We start from the raw sequence: 12582 nt of genomic DNA, 5'->3' as shown, positions 1-12582 counted from the left end.
ACCCCCTCCGGCCCCGCCCCTTCCAGCCGGGCCGCGATGACCCCGGCCACCATGGCGTCCCCGGCGCCGACCGTGCTGGCGACCTCGACCGGCGGCGGCACGGCCAGCAGGGCGCGGCCCCCCTCCACGAAGACCGCGCCCTCGGCCCCCAGCGACACGACGACCAGGGCGATTCCCGATTCCGACAGGTCGCGGGCGGCGCGCACCAGCTCCGCACGGCCGTTCAGGGGGCGGCCCAGCAGTTCGGACAGCTCCGCGGCGTTCGGCTTCACCATGTCGGGGCGGGCGGCCACGGCGTGGCGCAGCGGCGGGCCGCTGGCGTCCACCGCGACGAAGGCGCCGCGGGCGCGCAGGTGGGCAACCATCTCGGCATAGGCGGTATCGGGCACGCCCGCCGGCACGCTGCCGGCCAGCACGAAGGTCCGGTTGGCGGCGGCGAGGTCGTCCACCACGGTCAGCAGCCCCCGCCAGCTTTCCGCCGGGACATGCAGGCCGGGCAGGTTGATGTCGGTGACCGAGCGGCCCTCGCGGTCCACCAGCTTGATGTTCACCCGGCTGCGGCCCGGCAGGCGCAGGCAGCGGTCGCGGATGCCGCGGCGGCGGAACAGCGCGTCGAACACGGCGGTGTTCTCCTCGCCCAGGAACCCGGTGGCGGTCACCGGCACCGTCCCGCTGGACGAAGGGGTGCCCGACAGGAAGGCGGCGACGTTGATGCCCTTGCCCCCGGCGGTCCGCGTCTCGGCCACCGCCCGGTTGACCGCCCCGGCGGCAAAGCCCGGCACGTCCAGCGTCTGGTCGATGGCGGCGTTCAGCGTCACGGTGACGACGCCGGGGCGGCGGTTGTCCAGCGGGTTCATGACACGCCTCCGGCGTCGGCGAAGCGTTGACGGACCAGCGACCGCACCTCCGCCGCGTCGGCGCAGTCCAGCGCTTCGCGGGCGGTGCGTTCGGCGTCGGCCATGGCGATGGCGCGCAGCCGCGCCTTGACGGAGGGAACGGCGGGGATCGCCACGCTCAGCTCCGCCACGCCCAGGCCGGACAGCAGGACCGCCCCCGCCGGGTCGCCCGCCACCCCGCCGCAGGCGCCGACCCAGATCCCGGCGCGGCGGGCGGCGTCCACGGTGTGGCTCACCATGCGGAGCACGGCGGGGTGCAGCCCATCCGCCTGCGGGGCCAGCACCGGGTGCAGCCGGTCCATCGCCAGCACATACTGCGTCAGGTCGTTGGTGCCGATGGAGAAGAAGGACACCTCGCGCGCCAACCGGTCGGCCAGCATCACGGCGGACGGCACCTCGATCATGATGCCGACCTCGACCGGCGGCACGCCCAGCTCCCGCCGCACCGCCTCGGTGATCGCCTTGGCGCGTTCCAGCTCCGCGGGGGCGGCGATCATCGGGTACATGATGCGCACCGGCCCCTCCACCGAGGCGCGCAGCATGGCGCGGAGCTGCGTGCGGAACAGGTCCTCCCGCTCGAAGCACAGGCGGATGCCGCGCACGCCGAGGAAGGGGTTGCCCTCCGCCGGCATGCGCAGGTAGGGCACGTTCTTGTCGCCGCCGATGTCCAGCGTGCGCAGGATGATCGGCAGCCCGTTCATCGCCCGCACCATGGTTCGGTATGCGGCGAACTGCTCCTCCTCGTCCGGGGGCAGGTCGCGCTGGAGGAACAGGAACTCTGTCCGCATCAGCCCGACGCCCTCCCCGCCCGCCTCCACGGCCTGCACCGCCTCCGCCGGGTCGGAGATGTTGGCGGCGACCTCCACGCGCTTGCCGTCGGTGGTGATGGCGGGCTTGTAGCGGTCGAGCCGCTCCGCCTCCCGCCGCTCGCCCACCCTGATGCGGGCCTCAGCGGCGCGGCTGCGGTCGCGCTCGCTGGGGTCGGCCACCAGCACGCCGCCGTCGCCGTCGAGAATCGCCGCGCGCCCGTTCTCCAGGTCCAGCACGGACGGCCCGGCGGCGACCACCGCGGGAATGTCCAGCGAGCGCGCGATGATCGCGGTGTGGGAGGTGGCGCCGCCCCCCGCCGTGCACAGCCCCAGCACCTTGGCGGGGTCCAGCTTTGCCGTGTCGGAGGGTTCCAGATCCTCGGCCAGCAGGATGACGGGATGGTCCGGCAGCGCCGCCATGGTCTCCGTCACCACGGCCAGCAGACGCAGCACGCGGCGCCCCACGTCGTTGAGGTCGGCGGCGCGCCCGGCCAGCAGCGGGTCGGCGAGCTGGGCCAGCGTCGCCGCGCGCTCCTCGTAGACCGCGCGCCACGCCCAGCCGGCGCTCTTGCCCTGGGCGATCAGGGCGTGGGCCTCCCCGACCATCTCGGGATCGTCGAGAAGCTCCTGATGCGCCTTGAAGATGGCGGCCTTGGCGGCGCCGGCCTTCTTCCAGAACTCCTCATGCAGGTTGCGCAGGTCGGCGGCGGCGGCGGCGAGCGCCTGATCGAGCCGGCGGTGCTGGGGCTCGGGATCGGGGGCGGTCTCGGTGACCGTCAGCTCCTCCCGCTGGAACGTCCAGACGGGACCGGTGGAGACGCCGGGCGAGGCGGAGATGCCGGCGATCACCCGCCCGTCATAGTCGAGGTCCGCCGGGACGGCCCGCGGCGCCGGTTCCTCCGCCGCAGACTTCGCCGCAGACGCGGCCACGGGAACCGGTTCGTCCAGCCCGGCCTCGAAGGCGGCGTGGATGGCCCGGAGCGCCGCCGCGGCGTCCTCGCCGGAGGCGGTGACGGTCAGGGGCTGGCCGCCCGACGCGCCGAGCCGCAGCAGGGAGACGAGGCTCTTGGCGTTGGCCGTGGCGCCGCCGTGCCGGACGGCGATCTCCGCGCGGAAGCGTTTGGCGATCTCGACCAGCGCCGTCGCCGGGCGGGCGTGCAGCCCGTGGGGGGACGGGGCGGCGACCGACACGGAATCCCCGTCGACGGGAATGGCGGCGGGTTCCGAAGCGGGTGCGGCGGGCGCCTCGCCGTTCAGCACGGCCATCACGGCGCGCGGGTCGCGGGTGGTGCCCAGCCGCTCGGCCGCCGCGGGGTCGCCCAGCACGCCGGTCAGCCGTTGCAGGACGGCGATGTGCTCGTCCGACCTGGCGGCGATGCCGACAACCAGCCGCGCCGGCTCCCCGCCGCCCCAATCCACGCCCTGCGGGAACTGGACGACCACGACGCCGGTGCGCCGCACCAGATCGCGCGCTTCGGGAAGGCCGTGGGGGATGGCGATGCCGCTGCCCAGATAGGTGCCGGACACCGCCTCGCGGCCCAGCATGCTGTCGATGTAGCCGGGGTCGATCAGGCCGCTGTCGACCATCGCCCGCCCGGCGAGGCGGATGGCCTCCGTCTTGTCCGGCGCCGACAGCCCAAGGCGCACCTGCGATTCGGAGACCTGAAGCATCGCCCGTCCTCCCCCCTCGCGGAGTCCATGCGCACGGGCTGGACCCTCTTTTGCCCAGAGCAAGCGCATTTGGCCTTCATAGCCCTCTCCCCGCTTTCGGCGGACCGAAGGTCCGCCGAAAGCGGGGAGAGGGGACTTCAAAGGCGATTCCACGGCTCCTTCGCCGGAGAGTCAACGCTTCAGTCGCAATGGCGTTCCGGCATAGTTTCACGGACGGCGGCGCCCTGCCCATGGGCCAGCATGCCGGTGACGCGGGCGACCAGCGCCGTGGTCTCGAAGGGCTTCTGGAGCACCTCGCAGCCCGGTTCCAGGATGCCGGTGCCGTGCGTGGCGTCGTAGGCGTAGCCGGTCATGAACAGCACACCCAGATCGGGCCGCCGCTCCCGCACCGCTTCGGCGAGCTGGCGCCCGTTCATGCCGGGAAGCCCGACGTCGGTGACCACCAGATCGGCGCGCAGGCCACTGTCCAGCAGCTCCAGCGCCTCCGTCCCGTCCGACGCCTCGACCACCTCCAGCCCGGCGTCCTCCAGCGCCTGCACCGCAACCATGCGGACCAGCGCCTCGTCCTCCACGATCAGCACGGTTCCGGCGGTCTCGTCCGCCGTTTCGTCCCGCGCGGGCGCCGCGGCGGCCCCCGGCGGCAGGCCGGCGCCCTCCGCTCCCGCGCTGCGGGGCAGGTAAAGGCGCACGGCGGCGCCCCGACCGGCCTCGCTTTCGATCCGCACCAGCCCGCGGGACTGGCTGACGAAGCCGTAGACCTGCGACAGACCCAGCCCGGTCCCCTGCCCGATCGGCTTGGTGGTGAAGAAGGGGTCGAAGGCCCGCTTGATCACGTCCGGCGGCATGCCCATTCCGGTGTCGGCGACCGTCAGGAGCACATAATCGCCGGGCGCCGCCCCGGCGGCGTCGCCGGCCACGTCGGCGTCCGTCAGGTGGGCGTTGGCGGCGGTGATGGTGATCCGCCCGCCGTCCGGCATGGCGTCGCGGGCGTTCACCACGAGGTTCAGCAGCGCGATTTCAAGCTGGTTGGAATCGCACCAGGCCGGCCAGACGTCCGGCGGGCAATCGGTCGCGATGGACACCTGTTCGCCCACCGTGCGGCGCAGCAGATCCTCCATGCCCTGCACCAGCGCGCCCGGCTCCGTCGCGTCGGGGCGCAGCGGCTGCCGCCGGGCGAAGGCGAGGAGGCGCTGCGTCAGCCCGGCGGCGCGGGTCGCCCCGACCTTGGCGTGGGTGGCGTAGTCGCGCAGGTCCGCCCGCTCCGCCGTGTCAAGCCGCGACAGCAGCAGGTCCAGGTTGCCGGAGATCGCTGTCAGCAGATTGTTGAAGTCGTGGGCGATGCCGCCGGTGAGCTGGCCCAGCGCGTCCATCTTCTGGGAATGGCGCAGGGCCTCCTCCGCCCGCTCCCGCTCCGCCTCGGCGCGCAGGCGGGCGGAGACATCGACCACGGCGGCCATGGTGCGCAGGAAATTTCCCCGCCCGTCCCGCTCGATCCGGGCGGAGACCAGCACGTCGGCGACCTCCCCGGACCGCTTGACCAGCCGGTAGGGCATGTCCTGGAACGCCTCCCTCCGCAGCAGGTCCGGCCAGCGGTCGTCCTGATGCTTGCGCGCGACGTCCAGCGGCATGAATTCCGTGATGTGACGGCCCAGCACCTGCCCGCGCGCCTCATAGCCCATGAACTCCAGCCAGCGGTCGCTGACGCTCAGCAGCCGGCCCTCCGCGTCCAGGGAGAGCAGCGGCACCGGGGTCTTGGCGTAGAGCGCGCTGAGCCCGGCCTGCGCGCGCTGGCGCTCGGCCACCTCGGCCAGCAGGCGCCGGTTGGCGGACACCAGCTCCGCGGTGCGCTCCGCCACCTGCCGTTCCAGATCCTCGCGGGCGTCGGCCAGGGCGGCGCGCGCCCGTACGGCGTCGTCGATGTCGGTGCAGGTGCCGAACCAGCGGGTGATCCGCCCGTCCCCGTCGCGCAGGGGCACCGCGCGCCCCAGGAACCAGCGGTACCGCCCGTCGGCGCCGCGCAGCCGGTACTCCGCCTCGTAGGCGCTGCCGGACCGCACCGCCCCGATCCACAGGGCGCCGGTCCGCGCCCGCTCGTCGGGATGGACCACCTCCATCCAGGCGGTTCCGGTCATCGTCTCCGCCCGGGTGCCGGTGTAGGCGTACCAATGCGGGTTGTAGTAGTCGGGAATGCCGTCCGGCAGGGCGGACCAGACGAGCTGCGGCATGCTTTCCGCGATGGCGCGGAACTTGGCCTCGCTGTCGCGCAGCGCGATTTCCGTGGCGCGGCGGTCGGTGATGTCGCGCACCACCACCGAATAGGCGGTCGGCGCGCCCGTCCCGTCGCGGGCCACGGTCAGCACCGACGAGCCGAAGAAGCGCCGCCCGTCCCGCGCGACGTGGGTCCATTCGACCTCGCGGCGCTGCTTTTCCGCCACTCCGGCCAGCAGGCCCCGCACGTCCTCCGCGCAGCGTTCCTCCGGGGCGAAGAGCAGGGACAGCGGGCGTCCCAGCGCCTCCTCCTCCGTGTGGCCGAAGAGGCGGCGGCTGCCCTCGTTCCAGGAGGTGATGCACCCCTCGGGGTCCAGCGTGACGATGGCGTAGTCGCGGATGTCGTCGATGGCCTGGCGCAGCCGGCGCAGATTCTCCTCGGCCTGCCGCCGCTCGGCCAGGGTGCGGGCCTCGGAGATCGCCCGCTGCACCGCGGTGGGCAGCCGGGCGAGCCGCTGCTTCAGCACATAGTCGCGCGCCCCCAGCTTCAGCGCCTCGACCGCCGTTTCCTCCCCCATGCGCCCGGACAGGAACAGGAAGGGGGTTTCCGGAGCCCGCGCCTTGGCGATCTCCAGGGCCGCCAGCCCGTCGAAGTCCGGCAGGGAGAAGTCGGCCAGGATCAGGTCGTGGCGCCTGGCGCCCAGCGCCGCCTCGAAGGCCGCGCGGGTGTCCACCCGGGTGACGTCGCAGGCGATCCCCGCCTTTTCCAGATGCGCGCAGGCCAGCTCGCAGTCCAGCGGACTGTCTTCCAGATGCAGGATGGCGACGGCAGAAGACATTCCGGCTGGCATTCCTCAGGCGCCTTTTCCCGCGGACGGGATTCCCGCCGGGCGGCGGGCGCAGCCGACCGGCGGTTCGTTCAGGATCGCCCAGAAGGCCCCGAGGTCGCGGATGGCCTCGAAGAAGGCCTTGAAGTCCACCGGCTTCACCACGAAGGCGTTCACGCCCAGCCGGTAGCTGCGCACGAGGTCGCTTTCCTCGCGCGACGCGGTGAGCATCACGATGGGGACGTGCCGGGTCTCGGGGTCGTTCTTCACCCGCTCCAGCACCTCCAGCCCGTCGATCTTCGGCAGCTTGAGGTCGAGCAGGACGACGGCGGGAAGCTGGGTCGGCTTTCCGGTTTCCGGGTCGCGGCGGGTCAGCATGCGCAGCGCCTCCTCCCCGTCGCGGGCGACGATGACGTCGTTGGCGAGCTGGCACTTGTCCAGCGCCGCCAGCGTCAGCTCCAGGTCCCGCGGGTTGTCCTCGACCAGCAGGATGGGTTTCAGGTCACTCATGCTTCCGATCGCTCCTGGAGGTCACGCGGATCCGGTTTCGCCGCCCCGGCCTTCGGCAGCGTGAAGAAGAAGGTGGCCCCGTCGTCGAGCCGCCCCTCGGCCCAGGTCCGCCCGCCATGGCGGTCCACGGCGCGGCGCACGTTGGCAAGCCCGATTCCGATGCCCTCGAACTCCTCGTTGCGGTGCAGCCGCTGGAACACGCCGAACAGCTTCTTCTCGTAGGCTTGGTTGAAGCCGACCCCGTTGTCCCTCACGAAGAAGAGGATTTCGCCGGGCCGGTCTTCGCAACCCACGGCGATGCGCGCCGGTTCCCGCCCGCGGGTGTATTTGATGGCGTTGGACAGAAGATTCTGCAGGACCAGCCGCATCATCACGGGATCGCCGCGCACGGTGGGCAGCGGGGCGACGTCCCAGGCGATCGCCCGGCCGGCGGTTTCCGGGGCCAGCGTCTCCCGCACCTCCGCCAGCAGGGCGTTCATGTCCACGGCGACGGGGGTCAGCTCGCTGCGGCCCATCTGGGAGAAGTGCAGCAGGTTGTCCACCAGCGTGCCGGCGCTGTTGGCCGCGTCCACGATGGTGTCGAGATAGCGCTTCCCGGTGGCGCTCAGCCTGCCCGACTCCAGCTCCTGCAGCAGCTCGGCATAGCCGACGATGTGGCGGAAGGGCGCCCGCAGATCGTGGGAGACGGAATAGGAGAAGGATTCCAGCTCCTTGTTGGAGCGCGCGAGCTCCCGCGACAGGGCGGCCAGCTCCTCCGCCTTGCGCAGCACGATGCCGATCACGGCGTGGCGCAGCGCCGCGGCGGTGTCGCGCTCCGCCGCGCTCCAGGGCTGCGCGCGGTGGCGCACCGTCTCCTTCCAGGTCTCGAAGGAGGCACGCGGGTGCAGGCGTTGGCCGTCGCGGTCCAGCGGCTTGCGCGGGTCGCCGCCCCAGCGGACCGTGCGCACCACCTCGGGCCGGAACCACAGGACGTAGCTGGCGTGCAGCTTCGACACGGCGATGGCCAGCAGGCCCGCCGCCTTGCCTTCGAAGGCCGCGGCGGGCGGGTAAAGGGCGGGCAGGCTGTCGGTCTCGAACCGCTCCGGCTCGCCCTGGGCGGCCAGCCAGTCCACGAGGCCGCGCACCTGCTCCTCCGTCGGGGTGTCGCCGACCAGGGTGCAGCGCCGCTCGAACACCACGGCGGCCCCGGTGGCGTTGGCGAAGCGCAGCAGGTCGTCCGGACGCTCGGCCAGGCCGGCGATGAAGGGGTCGGCCTGGGCCATGGCGGCCAGCAGCCGCGCCTGGATGGCTTGCAGGGCGATGCGGTGCTCCGCGTCGCGCCGGTCCTCCACGGCGGCGATGCGCACCGACAGGATCTGGGCGATCAGGTCGCAGGCCGAGCGCACCGCGTAGGACGCCGCCTTGGGCTCCCGGTGGTGGCAGGACACCAGCCCCCACAGCGCCCCGTGCAGCAGGATCGACACGGACATGGAGGAGGCGGTCTCCATGTTCCGCATGTACGCGACATGCACCGGCGACACGCTGCGCAGGACGGAGAAGCTGAGGTCCAGCGGCTCCGCCCCGGCCGGGACCAGCGGCACCGGGGCGTAGCCGGCGTCGGGGATCAGCCTTTGCCGGTTCAGCCGGTACAGCTCGCGCGCCTGGGTGGGGATGTCGGAGGCGGGAAAGCGCAGGTCCATGTAGGAGGGCAGCCGCCCGTTCCCGTCCTCCGCCACCACCGTGCCGTGCCAGTCGGCGTCGAAGCGGTAGATCAGCACGCGGTCGAAGCCGGTCAGCGCCCGCACCTCACGCGCGGCGCAGGTCAGCAGATCCCGCGGCGTGTTCAGCGCGTCCAGCCGCTCCAGCGCCTCGCGCATACGGGGATAGACATGGTCGAGGAGGCCGGTCTCCAGCCCGTCCAGCCGCTCCAGCTCCAGGATCACCGCGCCGCCGCCCACCGCATCACGGACGGCGTGGGCGAGGAGCTGGTGACGCCCCGCGCCGGGCAGATCGGCCAAGGCCACCGGCACCGGACGGGACGGAACCGGCCCGGCGGCGAGGAAGGAGCGGAGCGGGGCGGCGATCAGCGGATGCAGCGCCCGCTCCAGCGGCTGGCCCGGCGCCTCGTCCAGCGGCAGGCGGAGCGCCGGAGCCGCGTTGGCGCTGGCCCGGATCAGAACCGGATCGGAGCCGCCGGAGAAGGCCAGCAGCATGCCGTGGGGCTGGATGGTGCCGGGAATATGGATCGGTTCCCGGCTGCAGGCGTCGAGGTCCAAATCACCGGCGGTCATGGCGCCGGTCCTCAAGGTGGCGTTTGCCCACACGGAAAAGACAATCCAATAGGCCGCTCCCTAATTCCCTGTTCGGTGTCCGGGTTATCCAATGACTTTAGACAGAGCCGAGTGCTTGACGTGGCATTCATCGGTTTGGTTATCAACAGCGGATGACTTAGACAATACCACTTCAGAACAAGGATATAAGCGGTTCGTCATATAATTTGCCCTTCCTTCGCGCGCAATACAGGGCGTTGGGGCAGGGCGTTGGGGTGGTGCACGATATGGCAAAGCGGCGGGGGCATCCCGGTCATTGGAATTTTTCAGCCGGACCACGTAAGATTCCCCCGTCATCGGAGCGGACCGGACCGGTTGGGGCGCGGACCCGGTGAATGGAAGGCAGGCAGGGGTGCATCGTAACGGGATCGACGCCGCGCGGCTGGGCACCGCGCGCTGCAGCAGTTGCGCCATACGGGACCTCGTCCTGTTCGGCGACCTGCGCGACCAGGATTTCGACCTGATCCACATCCCCATCGACGAGCTGCGGTTCCAGCCCGGCGCCGTGCTCTACAGCGCGGGGGAGGAAGGCGGCTCCCTCTACACGATCCGCAGCGGGCTGGTGAAGCTGGTCCAGTTCCTTCCCGACGGGACGCAGCGCATCGTCCGGCTGCTCCGCCGGGGGGCGGTGGCCGGGCTGGAGGTGCTGGTCGGCAAGCCCTACGAGCACACGGCGGTCGTGCTTCAGGAGGCCGAGACCTGCCGCCTGCCCCGCGCGGTGGTGGAGCGGCTGAGCAAGGAGACGCCGCGCCTGCACGCCCGCCTGATGGAGCGCTGGTACCAGTCCCTGCACCAGGCCGACGAGTGGCTAACGGAGCTGTCCACCGGCAGCGCCCGGCGGCGTCTGGCCCGGCTGTTCCTGAAGCTCGCCGCCGATGGACCGGACGAGCCGGTGCTGCTGTCGGGCCGGGAGGATCTGGGCGCCATGCTCGGCGTCGGCATGGAGACGGCCAGCCGCACCGTCGCGGAGTTCAAGCGCGCCGGCTTCGTGGTCGAACAGGCGCCGAACGTCTTCACCTGCGACCTGCCGGCGCTGGAGGCGGTGGCGCTCGACGGGTAGCGCCGCGGAATCCGCCGGCGGGCGTCGCCTGCCGGGCGGAGCGGGTCCTTTGGTCACAGGCCCGCGATGGCCTTCACGGCAAGTCTTTTGCAGCGTTTCGGCTCGGGAAGTGGCAAAAAGAGCGCGTGCCGTTCGCCGGCCCCATGCCCATATGGGGCTTGGCCGAACGATCAGACCGATGTTTCAAGGCAGTATCTTTTCCCGAGGGAGGAACCCACCCATGTCTGCCCCGACCCGACTGAAGCCCGGCGTCGTGACCGGAGAGGACTACCGCGCGCTGATCGCCGCCTGCCAGGACGGCGGTTATGCTCTGCCGGCGGTCAACGTGGTCGGCACCAACGGCATCAACGCGGTGCTGGAAGCGGCGGCGAAGAACCGCTCCGACGTGATCGTGCAGCTTTCCAACGGCGGCGCCCGCTTCTATGCCGGCGAAGGCATGAAGGACGCGCTCCAGGCCCGCATCCTCGGCGCGGTGTCGGCGGCCCAGCACGTCCATCTGCTGGCCGAGCAGTACGGCGTCTGCGTCGTCCTGCACACCGACCACGCGAACAAGGGCCTGATCCCCTGGGTCGAAGGCATGATCGGCCATGGCGAGGAGCATTTCCGCCGCACCGGCCGTCCGCTCTTCAGCTCCCACATGCTCGACCTGTCGGAAGAGTCGCTGGACTTCAACCTGTCCGAATGCGCCCGCATCCTGAAGCGCCTCGCCCCGCTGGGCATGAGCCTGGAGATCGAGCTGGGCGTGACCGGCGGCGAGGAGGACGGCATCGGGTCGGAGGACCTGGACGCCGCCAACAACGCCCACCTCTACACCCAGCCGGAAGACGTGCTGCGCGCCTATGAGGAGCTGTCGCCCATCGGCCATTTCTCGGTCGCGGCCTCCTTCGGCAACGTGCACGGCGTCTACGCGCCGGGCAACGTGAAGCTGCGCCCGGAAATCCTCGGCGCCTCGCAGGCGCTGGTGGCGGAGCGTCATCCCGGCGGCGGCGCCAAGCCGCTGGCGCTGGTGTTCCACGGCGGTTCGGGGTCGGAGAAGGAGAAGATCGCCCAGGCGGTCGGCTTCGGCGTGTTCAAGATGAACATCGACACCGACACCCAGTTCGCCTTCGCCGAGTCCATCGGCGGCTTCGTGCTTGAGAACGAGGCGGCCTTCCGCCATCAGATCGACCCGCAGTCGGGCAAGCCGCTGAAGAAGCTGTACGATCCGCGCAAGTGGCTGCGCCTGGGCGAGCAGGGCATGGTCCGCCGCCTGGACGAGGCCTTCGCCGACCTGGGCGCCTCCGGGAAGTCGCTGGCGGGCTGATCGGGGCGGGGGAGTGGTTGCGCCGGGCCCCCTCCCCGACCCTCCCCCGCTTCGCGGGAGAGGGAGACAAGTCCCCTCCCTCACCGAAGGTGTGGGGGAGGGTTGGGTGGGGGCCCGGCGCGACCACTCCCCCTCACACCGTCGGCAGCACCCCGATCACCGACTGGGGCGTCGTCACGCCCAACGCCGGAGCCGGCGGTGCCGTGAAATCCACGGCCAACTGTTCCACCGTCATCGACCCTGTTCCCGCCGCCACCTCCGCGCCGAACTGGAATCCCAGGACCCAGTCCGTCCCGCTGACGATCCCGCGGTCCTGAAGCTCGTCCAGCAGCCCATCCAGGTCCAGCGTCCCGGCAAGCCGGTCGTCGCCGTATTGCAGGACCGTGTACTCCCAGTCGATGGGGTTGCCGTCCACCCCGCCGCTGAAGAGCGGCTTGTTCCACAGGGTGGCGTCCCCCTGCGCGTCGGTCAGCGTGGCGACCGGCTCCCCGGCGGGGGTGAAATAGCCGCTGTGCAGCCACACCATCACCTCGTCGGTCACGCCCTCGATCCCCTTGGCCGGGTCGTCGCCGATCCACAGGCTGACCGCGACGTTGTAGAGATTCGTGGCGCCGGTCAGCCCGACCTTGTAGGTCACGTCGAAATTCGGCAGATCGGCGATCCGCGCCGGCAAATCCATGCTGGTGGAGGGCTTGCCGTTCCACGGATTGACGCCGTAGGTCAGCTCCGGATAGGCGCGCACCGGGTAATTCTCGTAGGTCAGGGCGCGCCGGCTGTCGTAGGGCCAGCTCCAGCTCATCACCGTCCCGTTTGGAAAACCGGCCTCGTCGATGGCGATGGCCTGCTTGAAGTCACGGCCGTTCCGGTAGCCGCCCGGATTCCAGACATTGCCGCTGGCCGCCCAGCCGCCGGTTTCCAGGCGGTCGGCGCTTCCCGTCAGCGTGGTGGTCATGGAGCATCCCCGTTCCCGCGTGGTCCGGCCTTTCCCA

At 71.5% G+C, this 12582-nt stretch carries 8 protein-coding genes; 2 read left to right on the top strand and 6 right to left on the bottom strand.

Annotated features, from left to right (window positions below):
* From QSG27_RS15305 to QSG27_RS15285, 5 genes are all read right to left on the bottom strand, one after another.
* A partial coding sequence (locus QSG27_RS15305) for a 1-phosphofructokinase family hexose kinase (RefSeq protein ID WP_306707539.1) occupies positions 1-857 on the bottom strand: 857 nt, incomplete at its 3' end.
* Positions 854-3376 (bottom strand): phosphoenolpyruvate--protein phosphotransferase, encoded by a 2523-nt coding sequence (gene ptsP / locus QSG27_RS15300; protein WP_306707537.1) that lies wholly within the window; start codon positions 3374-3376, stop codon positions 854-856. The genes ptsP and QSG27_RS15305, both read right to left, overlap by 4 nt.
* A 179-nt stretch (positions 3377-3555) precedes the next feature.
* Complete coding sequence (locus tag QSG27_RS15295; protein ID WP_306707535.1) at positions 3556-6423, bottom strand: hybrid sensor histidine kinase/response regulator; 2868 nt, start codon at positions 6421-6423, stop codon at positions 3556-3558.
* Positions 6424-6438: 15 nt separating this feature from the next.
* Positions 6439-6921, bottom strand: coding sequence for a response regulator (locus tag QSG27_RS15290; protein ID WP_306707534.1), 483 nt, complete (start codon positions 6919-6921; stop codon positions 6439-6441).
* On the bottom strand, positions 6918-9191 hold the full coding sequence (locus QSG27_RS15285; RefSeq protein ID WP_306707533.1) for an ATP-binding protein: 2274 nt from the start codon (positions 9189-9191) through the stop codon (positions 6918-6920). Before QSG27_RS15285 ends, QSG27_RS15290 begins: the two co-directional genes overlap by 4 nt.
* Before the next feature lie 391 nt (positions 9192-9582).
* Here QSG27_RS15285 and QSG27_RS15280 point away from each other — a divergent pair, with 391 nt between their 5' ends.
* Together QSG27_RS15280 and fbaA are read left to right on the top strand one after the other, a co-directional pair.
* The gene (locus QSG27_RS15280; protein WP_306707532.1) at positions 9583-10290 is read left to right on the top strand and encodes a Crp/Fnr family transcriptional regulator; all 708 of its coding nucleotides are present in this window, start codon (positions 9583-9585) and stop codon (positions 10288-10290) included.
* A gap of 220 nt (positions 10291-10510) precedes the next feature.
* Positions 10511-11593, top strand: coding sequence for a class II fructose-bisphosphate aldolase (fbaA, locus tag QSG27_RS15275; RefSeq protein WP_306707531.1), 1083 nt, complete (start codon positions 10511-10513; stop codon positions 11591-11593).
* A 133-nt stretch (positions 11594-11726) separates the two neighbouring features.
* Here the strand turns inward: fbaA and QSG27_RS15270 are convergent, their stop codons facing one another.
* A complete protein-coding gene (locus QSG27_RS15270; protein ID WP_306707530.1) occupies positions 11727-12545 on the bottom strand; it encodes a GH12 family glycosyl hydrolase domain-containing protein in 819 nt (272 codons plus the stop codon).
* Positions 12546-12582 lie beyond the last annotated feature (37 nt).

Origin of the sequence: Azospirillum isscasi, from assembly GCF_030849505.1 — a bacterium.
In the GTDB taxonomy this organism is placed as follows: Bacteria; Pseudomonadota; Alphaproteobacteria; order Azospirillales; family Azospirillaceae; genus Azospirillum; species Azospirillum isscasi.
The sequence above is the reverse complement of the archived record's forward strand: the minus strand, read 5'-3'. Positions and strand labels throughout refer to the sequence as shown.